The following is a 20,409-nucleotide window of genomic DNA, read 5'->3' as shown; positions in this document are numbered from 1 at the left end:
GATTGGTGTTCGCGTGGTCCACTTCCTGGCCTCCAAGGACTAGGCTCGTCACTGATATGGACAGCTCCGCACCGCCACCGCCCGCCCCGCAGCCGTCCGGCGCGCAGCCGCCCGCAGGGCCGCCGCGCGGTGCCCGGCGCCGCGACCGGCACGGACGCGGCCTGCGCGGCCCGCTCGCGCCGCCGCAGATCCCGATCTCGCTGAGCCGCTCCGAGCTCTTCGAGGACTACGTCCGCGAGTCGGTGGAGCGCCTGGAACGGCGCTGGCCACAGCTGATCGACGTCGAGTTCGCGGTCGACGAGGTGCCGGAGCCCGAGCCCGGCGAGCCCGAGCCGGCGCCCGGCGGCGGGGTGCCGCTGGGCCGGGTGCTGCCGGCTCGGCAGGGCCGCAAGAGCATGATCGTGATCTACCGCCGGCCGGTGGAGATCCGCGCCAAGGCGCGCGAGGACCGGGCGGCGCTGGTGCACGAGGTGCTGATCGAGCAGGTCGCCGAACTGCTCGGGCTCTCGCCGGACGCCATCGACCCTCGCTACGACGAGGAGTGACGGCGCGCCGGCTGAGCGGGGCTCAGCCGGCGGCCTGACGGCGGGCAGGCATCCGACGGACGGCCGGACGCGCCGGTCAGTGGACCAGCACACCGGGGTCCTGATCGGCGTGCGGCACCTTCACGAAGCTGTGGTCGTCGACCAGCGCCTGGATGGTGAACATCGGGACGTCCTTGCTGTTCACCGCGAGCTCCCGGGCCGCCACCACCGGGCCGCCTGAGACGGTCTCCACGGTCAGGCCGTAGGACCCGTTCGCGCCGCCCGGCTCGGGTGCCGGCAGGGTGACCGTGGCACCGGCCGCGATCTGCACGTCCTTGGTGGCCGGCGTGCCGCCGCCGGTGCCGGCCGAGGCGGTCAGGTGGACCGTGGCGGCGGCGTCGGTCGCGGTGAGGATCACCGAGGACGGGCCGCCGGCCCGGGTGTCGGCGACGGTCGCCCGCTTGCCGACCGGCGCGCTGCCGGTCAGCCAGGTCGAGTCCGACTTGCCGGCGTTCGAGCGGTCGATCCGCAGGGTGGCCACGATCGGGGTGGGGTGCTGCGGGTCGCTCGGGGTCAGCCGCAGCGCGGAGACCTGACCGCGGGTGATCTTGCCGCCGAGGTCGACCGCGTTGACCATGCCCGCCTTGACGTGGATGGTCTCGAAGCCGGCCGGGGTGAACCAGCCGTTCGGGCCGGAGAGCTGGATCTTGAGGTCGGCGTCGTCGTCGCTGCCCGGCGCCGCGACGATCAGCCGGGCACCGGAGAGGTCGCCGGGCATGCCGGGCAGCACCGCGGTCGGCGCCGGCGGCAGCGAGGCCGGGATCCAGTCGGAGCCGGCCGAGCCGTCGGAGGCGTGCAGGTAGGCGCCGACCCGGCCGCTGCGCGCGCTCACCTGGACGGCGAGGTCGGTCAGCTGGTCCGTGGCCAGGGTGGAGAGCAGCACCGAGAGGGAGCTGTTCGGCGGCACCGTGATGCCGGTCGCGGCGTCGCTCTCGATCGGACCCTGCGGGCCGTACAGCCGCAGGTCCACCACGGCGGCGGTGGACTCGACGTTGGTCAGGCTGACGTAGTCGTCCCGGTTGGCGGCCGTGCTGGCACCGGCGAACCAGAAGCTGGTCCCGGCCGGCGTGCAGGTCACTCCGGACATGCCCTGGCCGTGCGGGTCGGTGACGGTGGTGACCTGGGTGACGGTGAAACCGGGGGCGTAGCCGCCGGTGGCGACCGCGAGCGTGCCCGGTGCGTTCTCGCCGTCGGCGGCCGGGACGCTGACCGGCACGCCGGGCTTGGCCAGCGAGAGGCGGGCGTTCGCGGCCGGGCTCTGGCTCGGGGCCGGAGCGGGCGCCGAGGCCGGTGCCGACGCGGAAGCCGACCCGGACGGCGATCCGGACGGCGACGAGCCCGGTGCGGCGGGCGCAGGCGTCGCGGCCTGCAGCACGTCCTGGACGGTCGCGCTGCCGCCGGCGGCCGGTCCCCCGGTGCCGGGGGTGAGCGCGGTGATCTGGGTGTTGCCGGTCAGCCCCTGCATCGGCTGCGGGCAGACCACGGCGGTGCGCTCGACCTGGGCGTTGGCCGCCGGCGCGGGCGGCGGGCCGGCCGGGTTCGCCGGCGGGCGCAGCTCGGCGACGCCGAAGACCAGCCCGAGCACGGCGGCGCAGGCCAGCAGCGAGAGGCCGGTGCGGCTGCCGCCGGCCGGGCGGTCGGCCGAGAGGGCGGGAAGCTTCATCGCGGGTCAGCTCCGTCGTGGTGCGGACGGTAGGACGGGTCCTCGGGCTCGTACGGGTGCGGCTGGCCGGGCTGCCAGCCCTGCTGCTCGTCCGGGTAGCCGTAGCCGTACGGCTGGCCCTGCGGCGGCGGTGGCGGCGGCGACGCGTAGGGACTGCCGTACGGGTCGGTCGGCTGGAACTCCTGGCCGGCGTACGGCTCGGCGCCGTACTCCTCGCCCTGGAACTGGTCGCCCTGGTACGGCTGCTCGGCGTACTGCTCGCCCTGGTACGGCTGCTCCCCCGCGTACTGGGGCTGCGGCGCGTACGCCTCGTACGGCTGCTGGGCGGCGTACGGGTCGTAGCCGTACTGGTCGGCCGGCTGGTAGTCCTGCTGGTACTCCTGGCGGCCGTACGGGTCGGCGAAACCGGCCGGCTCGGCCGGGAACGGCTCGGCGGCGGCCTGCTGCGGGAAGTCCGGCGCGCCGTAGACGCCCGGGTCCGGCTCGGCGCCGTCCTCCTCGCCCTCACCGCGCTCGGCCATCCGGCGGGCCCGGCGGCTGCCGGGCGCGGGGGCCGCGGCCTGCGCCTGGGCGGCCAGTGCGGCGGCGGCCAGCACCTCGTCGGGCAGGTCGTCGTCCTTGGTGCTGCGCCGACCGGGCAGTGCGAGCACCAGCACGGTCAGGCCGATCAGCAGCTGGAGCCAGACCCAGCCGGTGTGCACCAGAGCGCCCGACCGGGTGACCGAGAGGGTGCCGCCGCCGGCCGGCAGCTGGAAGCCCTGCGCCCAGCCGTCCAGCGTGACCGGCTTGAGCGCGGTGCCGTTCAGCGTGGCCCGCCAGCCCGGGTCGGCCTGCTCGGCCAGCCGCAGCACCCGGCCGGCCGGACCGGCCGGGATGTTCGCCTTGGCCGACTCGACGCCGGACGGGACGGGCACCGGCGGCGTGTTCGGCGCGGTGATCTGCACCCGCGAGGTCGGCACGCCGTTCACCTGCCAGAGCGCGGTGCCGCTGTCCTGGCTCAGCTTGACCAGGCCGGGGGTGGTGTCCAGGACGTCCTCGACCTTGCCGATCAGCGGGTCCTCGACCATCAGGTACGAGACGCCGTAACGGGCCAGGGCGCTCGCCTGGTCGGCGCCGGAGCCGGCCAGCAGGCTGCCGACCAGGGCGGTCAGCGGGCCGCTGGTGGTGCCGCCGGTGCTCACGGTGCCCTCGGCCTGGCCGAGCGTCAGACCGGAGCCGCGGACCAGCGCGAAGCGCACCGAGTTGGCCCCGGAGTCGCCGGTCAGCACCAGCGTGCGGGAGCGGTCGCTGGTGGCGGCCTCGGCGGCGATGAAGGCCGGCAGCTGGCCGGCCGAGCTGCGCCGCACCGGACCGTCCGCGCCGCTGACCGCCCACCAGAACGCGGTGCCCAGCGGTGCGAGCACGGCGCCGGCGAGCACCAGCGCGGCGACCGGCTGGCGCCAGCCGAACGCGATGCCGGCGACTCGGGCGTTCGCGCCGTCCGCGCCGATCGCGGCCGCGGCGAGCAGCGCGATGCCGGCCAGCAGCGTGGCCGGGCCCGCCCAGGCGGCGACCGGCGGGCCGCCGTCGGCCGGGGTCACGCTGGTACCTGCCACCACGACCGCGAAGACCAGGCCGGCGGCGGCCGCGCCCCAGGCGGCGAGCACCGCGCGGCGGCGGTCGGCGCGCAGCAGGGCGGCCAGCGCGGCGAGCACCACGCCCGCCGAGAGCCAGACCGGCGGCACGCCGGAGCCACCCGGGTTGAGCATCAGCAGGCCGGCGGCGCCGGCCCGGTGGCCGTTGAAGCCGGGCAGCCCGGCCTCCAGCAGCAGCCGGGACGGGTGGCTGAGCACCTCGACGGACCAGGGCGCGAGCACCAGCACCGGCAGGCCGAGGATCACCGCGATGCGCGGGCCGAGCAGCCGCAGCGCTTCGAGTCCGCGACCGTAGGCGCCACCGCGCAGCACCGCCGCGGCGAGCGCGGCGAGCGACAGCGGCACGGCGATCGCCCAGGTCAGCGGCACGAAGGCGGTGCAGAGCGTGAGCAGCAGGACGGTCATCCAGGTGGACCGCCAGCCGGGGCGGGCGCCCCGGGCGGCGGTCTCGGTGCGGATGCCGAGGCCGGCCGAGACGGCGGCGGCCCGGGCCAGCGGCGGCAGCAGCACGGCGAGCACCGCGGTGCCGATCCGGCCCTGGGCGATCGCGCCGGTCGCGGCGGGCAGCAGCGCGTAACCGGCGCTGGCCCAGGCACGGACCAGCTTGGAGCCGAGCAGCGGACGGGAGACCAGGTATGCACTGACCGCGGAGAGCGGGACGCAGAGCAACAGCAGCAGCGTGACCGCGAGGTCGGCGTGGTCGAAGAGCATCCAGGACAGGATCGAGAGCACCGCGAGGTACGGCGGGGCGGTCGCGGTGGAGCCGGTGCCGACCGGGTGCCAGCTGCCGGCGTACATGTCCCACAGGCCCGACGCGCCGTCAGCGGGGGGCAGCAGCGCACCGCCGAGCAGCGAGCCGCTGCCGAGCAGGTTGCGGCCCGCGATCAGCGCGAAGACCAGCAGCGCGGCGAAGAGCACCGGCGCCGGACGCCGGGACAGCTTCTTGATCAGCGCGAACTGCTCGACCTCGAGGACCTCGTTGTCCTCGTCGCCGCCGCTGGACTCGGCCGAGCCGTGCCGGCCGATCGAGTTGTCGTCGGCGCCGCCGATGCCCAGCGAGCCGACCACGCCCTCGATCGCGAGCCGGGCGGTGGCGCCGGGCGGCGGGAAGAGCGCGCGGTCGTCGAGCGCGTCGTAGGAGCGGGTGCGGGCCCGCTGCTTGCGGGCGGCCAGCAGCCGGGGCAGCCGGATCAGCTCGTGGTTGAGGCCGGCGATCTCGTCGAAGGCCTGCCGCGGGTCCTTGCCGACCAGGTTGGCCAGCACCCGCAGCAGCGTGCCGAGCACCAGCCGCAGCAGGACGTACGGGAGGACCACCCCGCGGGAGTTGGCGAGCAGCGTGTAGACCGCGCCGGCCTTGTCCACCCGGTGCGGGTGGGCGGCGCCGCAGTCGATCTGGCGGCGCTCGCGGCTGGCGGCCTCGGCGTGCCGCAGCACCGCGTCGGGGGCGATCACGACCCGGTGGCCGGCCGCGTTGACCCGCCAGCAGAAGTCGGTGTCGTCGCGCATCAGCGGCAGCGCCTTGTCGAAGCCGCCGAGCTGTTCGAAGACGTCGCGGCGCACCAGCATGCCCGCGCTGGAGACGGCCAGCACCGGGCGGACCTGGTCGTGCTGACCCTGGTCCTGCTCGCGGCGGTCCAGGCCGGTCCAGCGCCGGCCCGAGCGGGCGATGGTGACGCCGACTTCGAGGAGCTGGCGGCGGTCGTACCAGCTGCGCAGCTTCGGGCCGATCACGGCGGCGGACGGCGTGCTGTCGGCGACCTGGAGGAGTCGGCGCAGCGCGTCGGTCTGCGGTTCGCAGTCGTCGTGCAGCAGCCAGAGCCACTCGACCGGCCGGGTCTCGCGCGGGCCGCCGGAGTTGAGGTCGTCCTCGGAGGCGAGCGGGTCGCCGAAGTCGTCCCAGCCGCCCGTGACCGGGTCGTAGCCGGACGGGTCGAGGCTGTACGGGAGGTCCTCGGGGCGCAGCGGCGGGCTGTTGAAGACGGCCTCGGCGACGGCGGTGCCGAAGCCGGCCCGGCGGCCGAGCACGATCGGGCCGCTCTCCGGCAGCCAGTCGCCGAGCGTGTCGCTCAGCAGCTGCGGGGAGGTGTCGGTGCTGCCGGTGTCCACCGCGAGGATCCGCTGCACCTGACGGTCCTGGCCGAGCAGGCCGGCCAGCGCCTGCGGCAGCCAGCGGGCGCCGTCGTGCGAGACGACGACCGCGGTGACCAGGTGGCGCGGGTACGCGGGCGGCCGGGACTCCCCGCCGAACCGGCCGCCGCGCGGCGGACCCGCGGGCGATGGCAGGCCGGACGACGGCTGGTCTGGGAAGCCGTTCGGGTGGCTGTAGGCAGTCATCGAGTGCGCGGGCCCCGGTTCCGGTGGACGGCAGGTGGCGCACCACACTAACGGCTTCAGCTGAGTGCGGTTTCCACCCGGTCGGGTGCTGGGCCGGTGCCGGTGAACTGCTGCGCACCCCGGCACACCGACCTGCGGTGGGCAACGGGCGGGAGCCCGCACGGAAAAGCAGAAGCGCCCCGCCGTCTCGGGCGAGGCGCTTGCACAACTACGGTGAAAACTGCAGAGATTCTGCAAAGAGAAATGCAGAACCCGGACCGGCCCGGACCGACTCGGTCAGACCGCGCTCTTCTTGAGCCGTCGGCGCTCGCGCTCGGAGAGTCCTCCCCAGATTCCGAAACGCTCGTCGTTGGCGAGGGCGTACTCAAGGCATTCGGATCGCACCTCGCAGGCCAGGCAGACCTTCTTGGCCTCGCGGGTGGACCCGCCCTTCTCGGGGAAGAACGACTCCGGGTCGGTCTGCGCGCACAGAGCGCGCTCCTGCCAGCCGAGTTCCTCTTCTTCCTCGATGTCCTCACCGATCAACAGCTCAAAGAGCTCGCTCATTGGCGCGCCTCCTCTGCCCCTCTTGGCGTCCCCGTGCGTGGTGCCGCCACCTGGTTCGGCTGTACGACACGACTGAAATTACATGTGCGTCACTCTGGCTCAGTCAAGCCGAGCTCTGGTATTGGGTCGCTAATTCACTCCCCGGAACCAAGCCACTACAAATAGTGTACATATCCGGACAGAACGGACTTTCCGCAGCTCGCAGCCCACGAGCCCCGGTCCGGACCCGGCGACACCCCCGTGCAGAGGAGACGTAAGCCGTGCCGATCCGGTTGCCACCGACCCGCTTCCGGGCCAGAGTGCCCGGGAGCACGGCAGCCGACCCGGTACGGATGCGGCCGCCGGCGCGGCGCTCTGACAGGGGATCAACCTGGTCAACGGCCTGCCTTCCCGGCTATCCGGTCATTGAAACCTAGAGGCTGACTTATCACCTGATCTGGCGCTTCGCCCCTTATCTCACCCGTATGTCCGATAGGGCTGTTTGACAATCCGCCCCGCGATCCGGTCTCCTGTAAGGCATGTCAGAGTCGTCCTTCGCCCCGCAGAGCCGCCACGTGCTGCTCCGGCGTGCCGCGAGCGCTCTGTGTTGCCGTCGCTGCTCCTGTTGTCGCTAGGCGCGCCGGCCTTCTCAAACTCGTCGAACTCTCTCGACCTCGGCGCGCCTCCCAGGACCACCGAGGCCGCCCGCGCGTCTGACCCACCTCTCGCGGATCCGGCTGATCACCGCCCCTGACAGCCGACCAGCCGCCGAGGATCCCCGATGCGCAACCGACTCCGTCCCCGCAAGCGCAACCGCGACCGCAACAAGCTCGCGACGCGCACCCAGCAGATCACCATCGCGCAGCCCGTTCTGCCCGCTCAGCAGGAGCCGGGCCGGCTGTGGGCCGACGGCCTGAGCGACCTCAGCATCGCCGGTGACCCGCTGGCCTTCCCGCACCTGGCCCGCACCGACCTGCCCCGCCACCCGAGCACGGTGGCCGGCTACGCGCAGCTGGTCCGCGAGATCGCCGCCGACCGCGCCCGCTGGGAGCCGCTGGTCCGCTACGACGCGCTCACCCGCTGGTACTCCCGGCTGGAGACCGGCCCCGGTTACGAGGTCTGGCTGCTCAGCTGGCTGCCCGGCCAGAGCAGCGGGTTCCACGACCACGGCGAGTCGTCCGGTGTCATGACGGTGGTTCAGGGCGAGCTGGTGGAGCGCTCGCTCACGCACGCGGGCGAGGGCACCCGGACGCTGCGCCCCGGCGGACAGCGCGTCTTCTCCTCCGGCTACCTGCACGAGGTGGTGAACGGCGCGCTGGAGCCGGCCGTCAGCATCCACCTCTACTCCCCCGGCCTGACCGAGATGAACCAGTACGGCACGGCCGTGCCGGAGCGGGAGCACGAGTTCGAGCACGGCCAGGGGTCCTGAATCGCGCCTGCGCATAGCGCCCGGCCTGGCAGGATGAGCGCATGCGTATCGTGGCACTGGCAGGCGGGATCGGGGGCGCGCGCTTCCTGCGCGGACTGAAGGACGTGGTCGCGCCCGACGACGAGATCACCGTCATCGGCAACACCGGCGACGACATCCACCTCTTCGGGCTGAAGGTCTGCCCCGACCTGGACACCGTGATGTACACCCTCGGCGGGGGCATCCACGAGGAGCAGGGCTGGGGCCGGGCCGAGGAGAGCTTCGCGGTCAAGGAGGAGCTCGCCGCGTACGGCGTCGGGCCGTCCTGGTTCGGGCTCGGCGACAAGGACTTCGCCACCCACATCGTGCGCACCCAGATGCTCGGCGCCGGCTATCCGCTGAGCGCGGTCACCGAGGCGCTGTGCGACCGGTGGCAGCCGGGCGTGCGGCTGCTGCCGATGAGCGACGACCGGGTGGAGACGCACGTCCGGATCACCGACGAGGCGGGCAGCCGGGCGGTGCACTTCCAGGAGTACTGGGTGCGACTGCACGCAGCCGTCACCGCCGAGGCGATCATCCCGATCGGCGCGGAGACCGCGAAGCCGGCGCCCGGCGTGCTGGAGGCGATCGCCGCGGCGGACGTGATCCTCTTCCCGCCGTCCAACCCGGTCGTGAGCATCGGCACCATCCTCGCCGTGCCGGGGATCCGGGCGGCGGTCGCGGCCGCGCCGGCGCCGGTCGTCGGCCTGTCGCCGATCATCGGCGGCGCGCCGGTGCGCGGCATGGCGGACAAGGTGCTCGCGGCGGTCGGCGTCGAGGCCTCGGCCGCCGCGGTCGCGCTGCACTACGGCGCCTCGCTGCTGGACGGCTGGCTGGTCGACGAGGCGGACGCGGCCTCGGTCGCGGCGGTCGAGGCCGCCGGGATCAGCTGCCGGGCCGTTCCGCTGCTGATGAGCGACCCGGCGGCGACGGCCGCGATGGCGCGCACGGCGCTGGAACTGGCGGCGGAGGTCCGGGCATGACGCCGAGCACGACCCCTGCGTTCGAGGAGCCGGAGCCGGCCGCGCTGGAGGTGCTGCCGGTGCTCGGGCTGCCCGAGATCGAGCCGGACGCCGACCTCGGCGCGCTGATCGCCAAGGCCGTCGAACTGCGCTCCGGCGACATCCTGCTGGTCACCTCGAAGATCGTCAGCAAGGCCGAGGGCCGGCTGGTCCACGCCGAGGACCGCGAGGCGGCGATAGACGCGGAGGCGGTGCGGGTGGTCGCCCGGCGCGGGCGCACCCGGATCGTGGAGAACCGCCAGGGCCTGGTGATGGCGGCGGCGGGCGTCGACGCGTCGAACACCCCGCCCGGCACCGTCCTGCTGCTGCCGCTCGACCCCGACGCCTCGGCCCGCGCGATCCGGGCCCGGATCCACGAGCTGACCGGCCGCCAGGTCGCCGTGCTCCTCACCGACACCTTCGGCCGCCCCTGGCGCAACGGCCTGACCGATGTCGCGATCGGCGCGGCCGGCCTCGACGTGCTGGAGGACCACCGCGGCCGGGTGGACAGCCACGGCAACGAACTCGCCGTCACCGTCCGCTGCCTGGCCGACGAGCTGGCCGCGGCCGGCGACCTGGTCAAGGGCAAGGCCACCGGGACACCGGTGGCGATCGTCCGCGGCCTGCCGGCGCTCGTCACGGCAGGCGACGGCGCCGGGATCCGCCCGGTGATCCGGCCGCTCGAGGACGACATGTTCCGGCTCGGCACCTCGGAGGCGGTGCGCGCGGCGGTGACGATGCGCCGGACCGTGCGCGAGTTCAGCGACGAGCCGGTGCACCCGGACGCCGTGCGGCGCGCGGTCGCGGCCGCCGTCACCGCGCCGGCGCCGCACCACACCACGCCGTGGCGCTTCGTGCTGCTGGAGTCCGAGCAGGCGCGCACCGGGCTGCTGGACGCGATGCTCGGCGCCTGGCAGCGCGACCTGCGCGAGCTGGACGGCTGGGACGAGGCCAGGATCGCCCGCCGGACGGCCCGCGGCGACGTGCTGCGCAAGGCGCCGTACCTGGTGATCCCCTGCCTGGTGACCGAGGGCTCGCACAGCTACCCGGACGCGCGGCGGGCGGGCGCCGAGCGGGAGATGTTCACGGTGGCGATGGGCGCCGCGGTGCAGAACCTGCTCGTCACGCTCGCGGGCGAGGGGTACGGGACGGCGTGGGTGTCGTCCACGATGTTCTGCCGGGACGTGGTGCGCGAGGTGCTCGCGCTGCCCGAGGGCTGGGACCCGATGGGCGCGGTGGCGGTCGGCCGCCAGGTCGAGCCGCCGCGGGACCGGCCGGAGCGGGACGTCGAGGCGTTCGTCGCGGTGCGCTGAGCTGCTGGCGGGCCGGCTCTCGGACGGATCGTTCGTCAACGCATCTTGAACGACTTATTAGCTGGGCCGGGTGACATGGCGTCACCCGGCCTGGCGCGTCTGTGCGCACACTGACGACCATGGTCGGGAGCTCGGCGTTCGTCGATGCCGCCCCTGTCCCCTGCCCCCGGATCCGTCCGGAGCAGCCGTGAAGGAGCCCCGTCATGATGAAGCTTCGCACCTGGTCCATCGCAGCGGCCCTCTCGCTGACCGCACTCGTCCTACCGAGCACGCCCGCGGTCGCCCGCCCGGCCGACAACCCGCCGCCGTGCAACGGCGGTTCGATCTGCTTCTGGAGCGAGGAGGGCTTCTCCGGCGACACCTGGGAGTGGACCAGCGGCGCCGGCTACCGGGACATGCCGCCGAACCTGCACGACCACGTCGGCTCGTTCGTGGCGAACACCAGGGCCTGCTTCATCAACTGGCAGCCGGTCGAGAAGCGCAACGTCTTCAGTGGCGACTGGCGCTCGCAGTACCTCGGCGACTTCGGCGGCCGGATCGACGGCGTCGGCCCGGGGGCCTGCTGAGCGCGGGAACCGCCGGCCTCAGCCGGCGGCCGGGCGCGCCTGGGCCGCCAGCGCGGCCCGGACGCGGTCACGCAGGGCGGCCGGATCCACGCCGTGGTCGCGGATCAGGCGGACGGCGGGCGTGTCCTCGGCGCGGAGCAGGCCGAGAAGCAGGTGACCGGCCGCGATGTGGCGCTGCTTGAGGGCGAGGGACTCCCGGAGCGAGAACTCCAGCGCCTTCTTGGCGTCGTCGGTGAACGGGATGTGGCCCCACACTCCCCGCCTGCCGCCGAGGCGGCGTCGGTCGGCGGCACTCGCCGCGCCGCTGAGTGCACCCACCCCGAACGCGGCCTCCACCTTCTCGCGGACGGCGTCCAGATCGATTCCGATCGTGTCCAGGGCCGCGGCGTCCAGTTCGGGCGCGGGCAGGTGGCGCATCCGCTGAACGGCCGTGCGCATGCCGTGCAGGTCGAGCCCGTCGGCGGCCAGCAGTGCGACCACCGCATCTTCGCGCAGCCCGAGCAGGCCGAGCAGGAGGTGGTCGGTGCCGGTGTCGCGGTGGCCGAGCATCCGTGACTCCTCCTGCGCGAGGACCACGACACGCCGGGCGTGTCCGGTGAATCGTTCGAACATCGTCAGACTCCCTTTCCGCGGCCGAACCGGCCACCGCCATGCTTCTTGTGGACCGCCTGTCGGCTCACCCCGAGGCAGTCGGCGATCATCTGCCAAGTCCAGCCCAGCGCACGGGCGTTGCCCACCTGAAGGTCCTCCAGCCGGTCGGCGAGATCATGCAGGGCGCGAACGGCCTTCAGACCCACTGCGGGGTCGCGGCTGCTCGCGGCATCCGCGAGCGTCCTAGTCTCACTCATGCTTGTCAATGTAGGTTGACAGCCTGCGCCTGTCAACCATCGTTGACAGCGGTTCGCGACCTCGTTGCCACCGAGGCCCCTGCGCCAGGTGCGCCAACTCGCCTACAGGCAAAGGCAGATAACACTACTGAAGCAGTATCGGCTTCACCCTTACGAGTGCGGGGCGATGGCGGCCGAATGGCGGCACGGTCCATAGATTTGTGCACGCAACATCAGCCCCGGCATGGGAGTCCCCCTCATGAAGCGCTACCTGAAGATTGCCGCCATCACCGTGTGCCTGGCCACCGCCGTTCTCACCATCCCGGCGGCGCAGGCGAGTTCACCGGCGCCGCGGGCCGGTGCGGTGACCCGGGGCATCGGGTTCGGCACCAGTGTGCGGGCCGACACGGTGCTCCGGTCGGCGCCGCACAACGACACCTTCGCGGTAGGCACCGCGCACCCTGGGGACGACCTCGCCGACGTCTGCTACGTCTCCGAGACGGACGGCCCCTGGGACATGGTGCTGGAGCGTGCCGGGGCCGGCGGCGACCACTACGGGAACACCGCGGCGTTCGTCAACGAGGCCAACCTGAACAGCTCGGCCCAGGTGACTCCCTGCTGAGTCCCTGCTGAGTCCCTGCTGAGCTGCTGCTGACGGCCGTACCGGGCTACAGCTCGGACTCGGCCCAGGAGGTGACACGGACCTCGTCGCCGACGGACAGCTTGCCCGGCTGCAGCACGACGAACTTCGAACCGAAGGCGACGCCGCCCTGCGCCGCCCGGCGGTAGTCGGCGAGCGTGCGGAGCGGTTCGGGGCCGTCCTTCGTCCCGGCCTCCTGGTCGACCATCGTCACGGCGCAGCGAATGGCCAACTTCGCGTAGCCCAGCTCGACGTCACCGATCGTGAGGCGGTCCGCGCGGTCCTCGGCATGCAGCTCGTCCCAGCCGGGGACCACGATGTTCGGGCGGAAGCGGTCCATCGGCAGCGGCTTCGCACCGCGCTCGGCCAGCCGCTCGTTCAGCTGGTCCAGGGCGGAGCGGGAGACGATGTGCACGGCGCAGCTGTCGGCGTAGCCGGAGGTGCCCGGTATCCGGCCGTCGGTCACTCGCCCGTGCTCCGGCGGCACCCGGACCAGCCGGCTCGGCGCGCCCAGCACCGCCGACAGCCACTCGGCGGCCGGCTCGCCCTGGTCGATGCCCTGGTAGGGGTTGCCGAACAGCTCGACGTCACGCCGGGCCGCGACGGTGTCCACCGCGATGCCGACCGACTCCACGCCGGTTGCGCGGAGCAGCAGGTGCTCCCCGGCCGCGTCGATCTCGGGGCGGATCAGCGCCATCCTGGGATCGCGCCGCTGGCTGCGGAAGACGCCGTCCTCGCCGACGACCATGAAACTCCGGTCGTGCGCGAGACCGGCCGGTCCCACCACCGCCGTGTCCACCGAGATGCCCGCACACCCCTTGACGGGGTAGTACGTCAGCTCAAGAACCCTGCTCATATGCCGCCCCCGCTGCCGGTCCACCGCACCGGTCGCGCGGATCGCGGACATTCTCCAGGAACGCCCCCGGACTCACACGCGAGTTTAGGGACGACCCGGCCACTACCAGCGCAGCGCGGTGAAGTCGACCGGGCGGGGCCGGAGTTCCCGGGTGCGCGCGGTGAGCCGGCGGACCCGCTCGGCCATCTCGTCGGCGGGCAGGCGCCGGCGGTCGCCGTGGCCCGGCAGCAGCCACTCGAAGCGCAGCAGGTCGGCGGTCCGGGCCAGCGAGTCGGCCAGCACCTCGATGGAGTACCAGGTGACGCTCTCGGCCACCTCGATGTCCGCCGTCGTGCGTGACCAGTAGAAGCTGTCGCCGCTGAAGCAGTACCGCCCGTCCGCGAGGTAGAGCACGCTGCCCTGGGTGTGCCCGGGGAGCGGGAGGGCGGTCACCCCGTCGGCGATCTCGGTCGGCTCGGTGCCGCGCAGGACGACATCGGCGTCCGGGGCGGCGGCGAGGTCGCCCTCGTGGATCCACAGCCGGGCGCCGAAGTGGTCGGCGTACCGGCGGCCGTGCGCGGCGTGGTCACGGTGGGTGAGCAGGACATCGGTGACGCGGCCCAGCGCCTCGTACCGCGTGGCCAGCGAGGCGCTCCAGCGCGGCGTGTCCACCATCATCACGGTGCCGTCGGGGCGGCGCAGCAGGTAGGAGTTGGCCCCGGCGGTGTGCGTGGAGTTGTGTCCGCACAGGTGCACGGTGTCGTCCAGGGCCATCGGGAACGGGTCGAGCGCCGGATCCAGCCGCCCGGCCGGGGGCCGGATCGACCGGGTCGGGCAGGCGTGCGCGGCGGCGTTCAGCAGCCTGCTCTCGGTCTCGCTCTCCGGCTGGCGCAGGACGACCGAGCGGCGATCCACCTCGCCGATCAGGCCGGGGGCGAGCTGGCGGGCGACGTCGCAGTTCGTGCAGCGCTCGTCCACCCGCCAGCCGTTCTCGAATCCTTCGTCACGCACATCCCGTTCGTCGCTCATGGGAATCTCCCGTCCGTCGAGCGCCCGCCGACCGGGCGCTCACCTTCAGGAGTACCTGGCAGCGTCCGGAAAGTGGAAGAGGGAACGGGTCTTGTACTTACGACCGGCCGCTGCTCTGACCTTGCTCGGCCCGATGGTGGGCTGTCAGGATCGTTCGGTGATAACCGTGGCCGACTGCGAGCAGGTCCAGACGAGTTGGTTCCGCACCCGGGCCGAGGCGCTGGGCGGGCAGGTGTGGACGGACGGCCCGCTGACCTGGGTCGATGGGCCCGACGGCCAGAACCTGCTGTTCCCCCGCTCACTGCCGTCCGATGCCGTGGCGCGCGGCGTCGAGCGGGCGCGGCGGGCCGGGGTCCCCGTGGTCGGGGCCTGGCTCTCCACGGACGTCGACGCCGGGGCGCTGGCCGACGCCGGGTTCCAACGGGGCTGGGCGCCGTGGTGGATGACGGCGCCGATCGCCGGGCTGCGCGGCGAGCCCGATGCGCGGATCCAGTTGCAGCAGGATTCCGAGGACTACGGCGGGGAGTTCGCCGACTATCGGGCGCAGTTGGCGCTGACACGGCTGCCGGGGGCGGGTGCCTGGTACGCCGCGGCCTACACCCGGGATCCCCACGGTCCTGGTTCCCGGCGGTTCGCCGGTCGGGCCTGGTCGTTCCTGGACGCGGCGTCGGGCGGGGAGCTGGCCGGGGTGTTCGACATGGCGGTCTGGGAGTCGTTCCGCCGCCGTGGCCTGGGCACCGGGCTGCTGCGGGCGGTCTGTGCCGCGGCGGGTGAGGCCGGGGCCACGCACGCGGTGCTGAACGCGACGCCCGAGGGGGAACTGCTCTACTCCAGCTGCGGGTTCACCCGGATCGGGGAGGGCATCACCTGGTGGCTGCACCTGTCCTGACCTCGCCGTGGTGGCGGAGGGCGCGCTGCGCACTGCGGGTCGATGGCGGTTGACAGTGGCCGGTGGTCACGGGCAGTCTGGCTAGCGGCGTGGCCTACGCCCAACCTCCCCCGACCGCCCCCGGCGCGGTCTCATACGGAGGCAAAGGGGCTGTTGTCTCAGGCTGCTGTCCGCATGGTCCGAGCGTCTCGGACGTGGTTGCCGGGGGACTCCGTTCGGGGCGTGGAAGGCCAACAGAGCGATGACCGCGAACAAGCATTTCAAGCGACTGGTGCGCGCCCGCGCCGCCAAGACCGGCGAGTCCTACACGACGGCCCTGCATCGCCTCCGTCCGACGCGCGCGGCCCGTCTCGGGCCCAAGCGCGTCCGGCTCGCGGTGGCGCAGACGATCGTCCGCGAGGATCCGCGCAGCGCCGCCGAGTTCCGCGAGAGCGGGCGCGACCTGCGCCAGCTGATGCGCGAGGCGCGGGCGGCCGGCGCACGGGTCGTGCACTTCCCCGAGGGCGCCACCTGCGCGCCCCACAAGCGACTGCTCTCCGCGGACGGCCCGGAGCAGGTCGGCGCCGCGGACTGGGACCGGTTCGCGTGGCACGTGCTGCACCAGGAGCTCGGCACCACAGCGGAGTTGGCGCGCGAGCTCGGCCTCTGGGTGGTGCTCGGCTCGGTGCACCGGCTGACCGCGCCGCACCGGCCGCACAACAGCCTGTACGTGATCTCCGACCAGGGGAAGGTGGTCACGCGCTACGACGAGCGCCTGCTCTCCAACACCAAGGTCTCGCACCTCTACACGCCGGGCTCGACGCCGGTCACCTTCGAGGTGGACGGCGTGCGGTTCGGCTGCCTGCTCGGCATGGAGGTGCACTTTCCCGAGCTGTTCGGCGAGTACGAGCGGCTCGACGTCGACTGCGTGCTCTTCTCCTCGACGGGTGGCGCACCGGGCGACGGCGGCGTCTTCGCCACCGAGGCGCAGGGGCACGCGGCGACCAACGGCTACTGGGTGAGCTTCGCGGTGCCCGCGCAGTACGGCACGAGTGCGCCGTCGGGCGTGATCGCGCCGAGCGGGCAGTGGCTGGCCCGCGGTCCGGCGGACGGGACGGCCGGCATGGTGGTGGTCGACCTCGATGACAGTGCGGAGGACGTCGAGGTCGCCGTCCACCTCGCCCGCCCGTGGCGGCGCACCGCGCGCGAGGGCGTCTACGACCCGCACTTCGTGACCGACCCGCGCAGCGAGGACCGCGCCGCGTTCTAGAGGGCGATAGGGGCGGCCGGTCACGCCTGGTCAACGGGCTGGGCCGGCTGCTCCTGCGGCGGGAGGCAGCGGGGGCACGCGCACGGGGGCCAGGCCATGGTGATCGGGCGCTGGTAGGGCTCCCCGAGGCGGACGGTGCAGCGGGAGAGCTGCTTCCGCTTGCCGGTGCTGGTGATCCGGTACACCCGCAGGGTCATCAGACTCTTGCGCCTGGCGGTCATTACTCGACCTCAATTCGTGCTGCACAGCGGACAGTTCGGCCAACCAAGCGGGCACGTCACGGCCCGGGACGACACGGCCCTCGCAACGCGCGTGAGCAGCGACGTAGTCGGCGAGCGACTGGAGCGCGTGGACCCCGCAGCCGCCGAGCTCGATGTGGACGCCGTACGGCGTGACGGTGATGCGGCAGGCCGCGAGACCGGCGATGGGCGGGAGCACAGCCAGCGCCAGGGCGTCCACCATCGAGTCGGCGGCCCGCTCGGCGGCCGCGCGGGCTTCGCGGAGCTGTCGGTCGTGATCGGTTTCAACTCTTCTGCTGGTCACGGGCGTTCAGTCCTTCGCGGAGCAGCGCGGTGATGGCGGAGACGACGTCGGGACGGGCCCGACCGAGCGTGACGAGATAGGCGCCGGTGACGAGCGGCCAGTCGACGCCGACGGAGGGGAGGAGGATGCCGCCTTCGCCGAGCGTGGCGATGAAGTCGGCTGCGGCGGTGGCGGCTTGCTGCTCGGTGGGGAGGGGGGTTTCGACGGGGTCGACCATGGTCAGCTCCTCGCTACTACTTAGCGTGGTCAGCCGGATTCGACTGGTGAGAACGAGTGTGGGTCGCGCGACTGCCTATCGCAAGGTTTTCGCGCGAAAGAGCCAGCACTTCACTCTTGTGAGTGACCCGCTGAACTCGCTTGGGAGATACGCTTCTTCTCCGGAACGAGATCCACAGCCTGGGAGGGGACGCGTGTCGATCAACCCGGAAGCGGCCCGGTCGCTGCGTGCCTACGGACGGCAGCTGCAACAGCTCCGCGAGGCGACCAAGCCGCGCGTGACGCAGAAGGCTGTCGGCGAGGCGATCGGCAAGAGCCGTGACCTCGTGTCGGTGATCGAGCGCGGCGGACAGTGGCCGACGGCCCGTCAGCTCACCATCATGCTGAAGCTGTACAAGGTCGATGCGAAGACGCGCGCGGCAATGGAGGCGCTGTACTTCAGGGCACAGGAGGCCGCGGCGGTCTGGTGGGCGGAGTACCCAGACCTGTCGAAGGAGCTGGTGCGCCTGATCGAGCTGGAGGACATCGCGGAGAAGCTCTGGTTCTACGCCAGCGGCTCCGTTCCCGGCCTCCTCCAAACGCCGGACTACATCAGTGCGCTGTTTCGCTTCCAAGAGCTGGAGTTCGGCAAGTCCCTGACGAGCATGCGCGCCGAGGTTCGTCACCGCCGAAGCGCAGTGCTCACGCGACAGCGACCGCTCGTCCTGGACACCCTGATCACCGAGGGGGTCCTACGCGAGAACCCTGGCGGCCCGGAGGTGATGCGGACGCAGTTGACCCATCTGCTGGAGATGTCCGCACGGCCCAACATCACTATCCGTGTCATCCCGAAGGAAGCTCCCGTGGCAGCGAGCGTGCCGTCGCCCTTCTCGCTCTTCGACTTCGCGAGTGAACCAAGCATCCGGCACGCTGATATCGCAGGTGGCATGGCCTTCTCAGAGGACCCAAAGACCGTGCGATATGCGCGCCGACACTATGACTACATGGCCGGGTTCGCGGCTACACCACTAGAGTCAGCGGCACTAATCGAAAACGTGATCAAGGACATTCGACATGGATAAGCGCGCGCTCCGCTCCGCAGACCTCTCCAGCAACGTCTGGCACAAGTCCCGCCTGAGTGGCAACGGCGGCAGCGATGAGTGCGTCGAGGTAACCCCCATCCTCGTCTCCGGTGCCATCGCGGGCTACGCCATGCGCGACTCCACCGACCCCGAGGGCCCCAAGCTCTACTGGACCATCGCCGAGTACACCGCCTACACCCGCGCCATCCAGGACGGCCAGCAGAACCTCCTCCCCCTCAACTGAGCTCGTCGGGGGTCTGTAGAGCCCAAGGAGAAATGACATGGACAAGAGCCTGCTCCGCGCTGCCGATCTCTCCGACAACGTCTGGCACAAGTCCGACCGGAGCGGCCAGGACAACAGCGGCGAGTGCGTCGAGGTAACCCCCATCCTCATCTCCGGTGCCATCGCGGGCTACGCCATGCGCGACTCCACCGACCCCGAGGGCCCCAAGCTCTACTGGACCATCGCCGAGTACACCGCCTACACCCGCGCCATCCAGGACGGCCAGCAGAACCTCCTCCCCTAGTCCCGCCGCAGGATCGTCACGCCATCGACGACCGCGGCCGGGCTGTACCGGTGATCCACGATCCCCTGCAGCCGGCCCGAGGGGTCGAACGAACTCGGCGGGTCGTAGAGGACCACCCAGCGCGGTCCCACAGCCCCGTCGAGCCAGGCGGCCAGTCTCGGGCCGGCGGACGGGATGGCCTGGAACGCCGAGTTCCACAGGTAGGGGAAACCCGTCGAACGGTCGGCGAGCAAGTACAGATCTGCGGAGGCGGTGAACGCGAAAACAGTGTCGCTGGGCGCGGTGTTGGTCCGCAGCCACCTCGCGATCTGCCCGTTCACCAGCAGGCGTTGGTCCTTGATGACGCTGGCTACCCGCTGCTCCGGTGTCTTCGTCGCCAGCTCGACCTGGACCACGAGGGGGCCCGCGACAGCGGCCGCCACCAGCGCAACGGACACCAGCGCGCGGCCGCCGCCCGGACGCACGCGCATCGGCAGCCGGGTCACCGCCACGGCGGCGAGCACCGCGAGCGGGGCGATCGTCTGGACCCAGTAGTGCGGATGCGCGTACGGCCCGCCGAGCACCGCCGCCACGGCAGCGGCGCACCAGAGCAGCAGCGGCAGGCGGCGGTTCCGCGCGACCAGCACCGTCACGCAGCCGAGCAGGCCGACCACGACCAGCCCGAGCAGGTCCGGCGCGACGTGCAGGAACGTCTGCCAGTCCGGGCCGAGCCGGGCCCCCGGTCCGCTGGTCGCCGCGATCGCGCTCTGGAAGCCGACAACCGCGAAGTACCAGTCGGACCAGCCGGTCACCGCACCGTGCACGGCCGCGGCCGCCAGCGGGAGCGCCGCGCCCGCGCCCGCCGCGATCAGCGCGCGGGCCCGTCGCCCGGTGGCCATCGCGGCGACGGCGGCCAACGCCACCAGCGAATCCACTGCGGACTGCTTGATCAACGGCGCGACGCCGCAGAGCACCCCGACCGGCACCAGCCAGCGCGCCGGGGCCGCGCGTCGCTGCCACCAGAAGGCCAGCGCGACGCCCACCGTGCCCACCGCCGACCCGATCAGCTCGCCGTTGAACTCGTAGCCCTCGACGTACGGTCCGGCGCTGACCACCGCCACGAGCAGCCCGGCCACGACCGCTGCCCGCCGCCCCGCCAGCGCCCAGGCCGCCCCCGCCGCCCCGGCGGTGAGGACGACGGCGGCGACCACCGCGCCGACCCGAAGCGCCGTCGCGGAGTACGACAGGTCGGTCACCAGCCGGAAGAGCAGCATCAGCCCCTGCGGCCGGTCGACCCAGGCGGCGGGTGAGTACAGGCGCGCGCCGCCCGCCCACTTCGCCGCCAGGTAGGCGTAGCCGCCCTCGTCCGGATCCAGCGGCAGGTGCAGCAGGGGGAGGCGAACGGCAGCGGCCAGCAGCATGGCGAGCCCGACCAGGACGAGCGCCGCGCAGCGCGTCCGCCACCACGTCGGTGCAGGTGGGGACGGCAGCGACCGCCCCGGCTCGCCGGTGCTCCTCATCCGTGGATGGTAACCGCGAGTCCTGAG

Annotated in this window: 20 protein-coding genes and 2 pseudogenes; 11 read left to right on the top strand and 11 right to left on the bottom strand. The window is 72.8% G+C overall.

Annotation, left to right across the window (positions count from 1 at the left end; all coding sequences use genetic code 11):
• The first annotated feature begins 56 nt into the window (after positions 1-56).
• Entirely contained in the window at positions 57-545 is a 489-nt protein-coding gene (locus tag AC060L_RS23930; RefSeq protein WP_483800932.1) for a metallopeptidase family protein, read from the top strand.
• A 76-nt stretch (positions 546-621) separates the two neighbouring features.
• Here the strand turns inward: AC060L_RS23930 and AC060L_RS23925 are convergent, their stop codons facing one another.
• The 3 genes from AC060L_RS23925 to AC060L_RS23915 all read right to left on the bottom strand — a co-directional run bounded on the left by AC060L_RS23925 (position 622) and on the right by AC060L_RS23915 (position 6,761).
• Positions 622-2,247 (bottom strand): DUF5719 family protein, encoded by a 1,626-nt coding sequence (locus tag AC060L_RS23925; protein ID WP_483800931.1) that lies wholly within the window; start codon positions 2,245-2,247, stop codon positions 622-624.
• Positions 2,244-6,215 carry a glycosyltransferase family 2 protein gene (locus tag AC060L_RS23920; RefSeq protein ID WP_483800930.1) on the bottom strand — a complete coding sequence of 1,324 codons (3,972 nt, stop codon included), beginning with the start codon at positions 6,213-6,215 and terminating at the stop codon, positions 2,244-2,246. The genes AC060L_RS23925 and AC060L_RS23920 overlap by 4 nt, the downstream gene beginning before the upstream one ends.
• A 276-nt stretch (positions 6,216-6,491) precedes the next feature.
• On the bottom strand, positions 6,492-6,761 hold the full coding sequence (locus tag AC060L_RS23915) for a WhiB family transcriptional regulator (protein ID WP_035848588.1): 270 nt from the start codon (positions 6,759-6,761) through the stop codon (positions 6,492-6,494).
• Between the two features lie 760 nt (positions 6,762-7,521).
• Between AC060L_RS23915 and AC060L_RS23910 the strand changes: the two genes are divergently transcribed.
• The 4 genes from AC060L_RS23910 (at position 7,522) to AC060L_RS23895 (ending at position 11,067) form a co-directional block, all read left to right on the top strand.
• Complete coding sequence (locus tag AC060L_RS23910; RefSeq protein ID WP_483800929.1) at positions 7,522-8,169, top strand: cysteine dioxygenase; 648 nt, start codon at positions 7,522-7,524, stop codon at positions 8,167-8,169.
• A gap of 41 nt (positions 8,170-8,210) precedes the next feature.
• The gene (gene cofD / locus AC060L_RS23905; RefSeq protein ID WP_483800928.1) at positions 8,211-9,170 is read left to right on the top strand and encodes a 2-phospho-L-lactate transferase; all 960 of its coding nucleotides are present in this window, start codon (positions 8,211-8,213) and stop codon (positions 9,168-9,170) included.
• Positions 9,167-10,501: a coenzyme F420-0:L-glutamate ligase gene (locus tag AC060L_RS23900; protein WP_483800927.1), complete on the top strand. Its 1,335-nt coding sequence runs from the start codon at positions 9,167-9,169 to the stop codon at positions 10,499-10,501. Before cofD ends, AC060L_RS23900 begins: the two co-directional genes overlap by 4 nt.
• Positions 10,502-10,704: 203 nt before the next feature.
• A complete protein-coding gene (locus AC060L_RS23895; RefSeq protein WP_483800926.1) occupies positions 10,705-11,067 on the top strand; it encodes a peptidase inhibitor family I36 protein in 363 nt (120 codons plus the stop codon).
• 18 nt (positions 11,068-11,085) lie between these two features.
• Here the strand turns inward: AC060L_RS23895 and AC060L_RS23890 are convergent.
• The 3 genes and pseudogenes from AC060L_RS23890 to AC060L_RS23880 form a co-directional block, all read right to left on the bottom strand.
• Positions 11,086-11,292: pseudogene (locus tag AC060L_RS23890) on the bottom strand (Clp protease N-terminal domain-containing protein); the annotation flags it as partial.
• 87 nt (positions 11,293-11,379) lie between these two features.
• Positions 11,380-11,679 (bottom strand): annotated as a pseudogene (locus AC060L_RS23885) (Clp protease N-terminal domain-containing protein); the annotation flags it as partial.
• A gap of 2 nt (positions 11,680-11,681) precedes the next feature.
• Positions 11,682-11,915: an RNA polymerase subunit sigma-70 gene (locus AC060L_RS23880; protein WP_483800925.1), complete on the bottom strand. Its 234-nt coding sequence runs from the start codon at positions 11,913-11,915 to the stop codon at positions 11,682-11,684.
• A gap of 238 nt (positions 11,916-12,153) precedes the next feature.
• Between AC060L_RS23880 and AC060L_RS23875 the strand changes: the two genes are divergently transcribed.
• The gene (locus AC060L_RS23875; protein WP_483800924.1) at positions 12,154-12,516 is read left to right on the top strand and encodes a hypothetical protein; all 363 of its coding nucleotides are present in this window, start codon (positions 12,154-12,156) and stop codon (positions 12,514-12,516) included.
• Positions 12,517-12,562: 46 nt separating this feature from the next.
• Here AC060L_RS23875 and AC060L_RS23870 read toward each other — a convergent pair whose 3' ends face one another.
• Together AC060L_RS23870 and AC060L_RS23865 are read right to left on the bottom strand one after the other, a co-directional pair.
• Positions 12,563-13,390: an MOSC domain-containing protein gene (locus AC060L_RS23870; RefSeq protein WP_483800923.1), complete on the bottom strand. Its 828-nt coding sequence runs from the start codon at positions 13,388-13,390 to the stop codon at positions 12,563-12,565.
• Between the two features lie 102 nt (positions 13,391-13,492).
• Positions 13,493-14,398 (bottom strand): MBL fold metallo-hydrolase, encoded by a 906-nt coding sequence (locus AC060L_RS23865; protein ID WP_483800922.1) that lies wholly within the window; start codon positions 14,396-14,398, stop codon positions 13,493-13,495.
• Positions 14,399-14,555: 157 nt separating this feature from the next.
• On the opposite strand from AC060L_RS23865, the gene AC060L_RS23860 reads away from it, so the two are divergent.
• Complete coding sequence (locus tag AC060L_RS23860) at positions 14,556-15,287, top strand: GNAT family N-acetyltransferase (RefSeq protein WP_483800921.1); 732 nt, start codon at positions 14,556-14,558, stop codon at positions 15,285-15,287.
• A gap of 241 nt (positions 15,288-15,528) precedes the next feature.
• The gene (locus AC060L_RS23855) at positions 15,529-16,536 is read left to right on the top strand and encodes a carbon-nitrogen hydrolase family protein (protein ID WP_483800920.1); all 1,008 of its coding nucleotides are present in this window, start codon (positions 15,529-15,531) and stop codon (positions 16,534-16,536) included.
• A gap of 20 nt (positions 16,537-16,556) precedes the next feature.
• On the opposite strand, the gene AC060L_RS23850 is transcribed toward AC060L_RS23855, so the two are convergent.
• Together AC060L_RS23850 and AC060L_RS23845 are read right to left on the bottom strand one after the other, a co-directional pair.
• On the bottom strand, positions 16,557-16,757 hold the full coding sequence (locus AC060L_RS23850) for a hypothetical protein (protein WP_483800919.1): 201 nt from the start codon (positions 16,755-16,757) through the stop codon (positions 16,557-16,559).
• Between the two features lie 302 nt (positions 16,758-17,059).
• Complete coding sequence (locus AC060L_RS23845; RefSeq protein ID WP_483800918.1) at positions 17,060-17,296, bottom strand: hypothetical protein; 237 nt, start codon at positions 17,294-17,296, stop codon at positions 17,060-17,062.
• 193 nt (positions 17,297-17,489) lie between these two features.
• On the opposite strand from AC060L_RS23845, the gene AC060L_RS23840 reads away from it, so the two are divergent.
• The 3 genes from AC060L_RS23840 to AC060L_RS23830 are packed head-to-tail and all read left to right on the top strand — an operon-like array spanning position 17,490 to position 18,883.
• Positions 17,490-18,356, top strand: a complete 867-nt coding sequence (locus tag AC060L_RS23840; RefSeq protein WP_483800917.1) for a helix-turn-helix domain-containing protein — start codon at positions 17,490-17,492, stop codon at positions 18,354-18,356.
• Positions 18,349-18,600: a DUF397 domain-containing protein gene (locus AC060L_RS23835; RefSeq protein WP_483800916.1), complete on the top strand. Its 252-nt coding sequence runs from the start codon at positions 18,349-18,351 to the stop codon at positions 18,598-18,600. The genes AC060L_RS23840 and AC060L_RS23835 overlap by 8 nt, the downstream gene beginning before the upstream one ends.
• 37 nt (positions 18,601-18,637) lie before the next feature.
• Positions 18,638-18,883: a DUF397 domain-containing protein gene (locus AC060L_RS23830; RefSeq protein WP_483800915.1), complete on the top strand. Its 246-nt coding sequence runs from the start codon at positions 18,638-18,640 to the stop codon at positions 18,881-18,883.
• Here the strand turns inward: AC060L_RS23830 and AC060L_RS23825 are convergent.
• Positions 18,880-20,382, bottom strand: coding sequence for a hypothetical protein (locus tag AC060L_RS23825; protein WP_483800914.1), 1,503 nt, complete (start codon positions 20,380-20,382; stop codon positions 18,880-18,882). The genes AC060L_RS23830 and AC060L_RS23825 overlap by 4 nt on opposite strands.
• Between the last annotated feature and the right edge of the window lie 27 nt (positions 20,383-20,409).

This window comes from Kitasatospora sp. NEAU-69 (assembly GCF_057158765.1).
The sequence above is the reverse complement of the archived record's forward strand: the minus strand, read 5'-3'. Positions and strand labels throughout refer to the sequence as shown.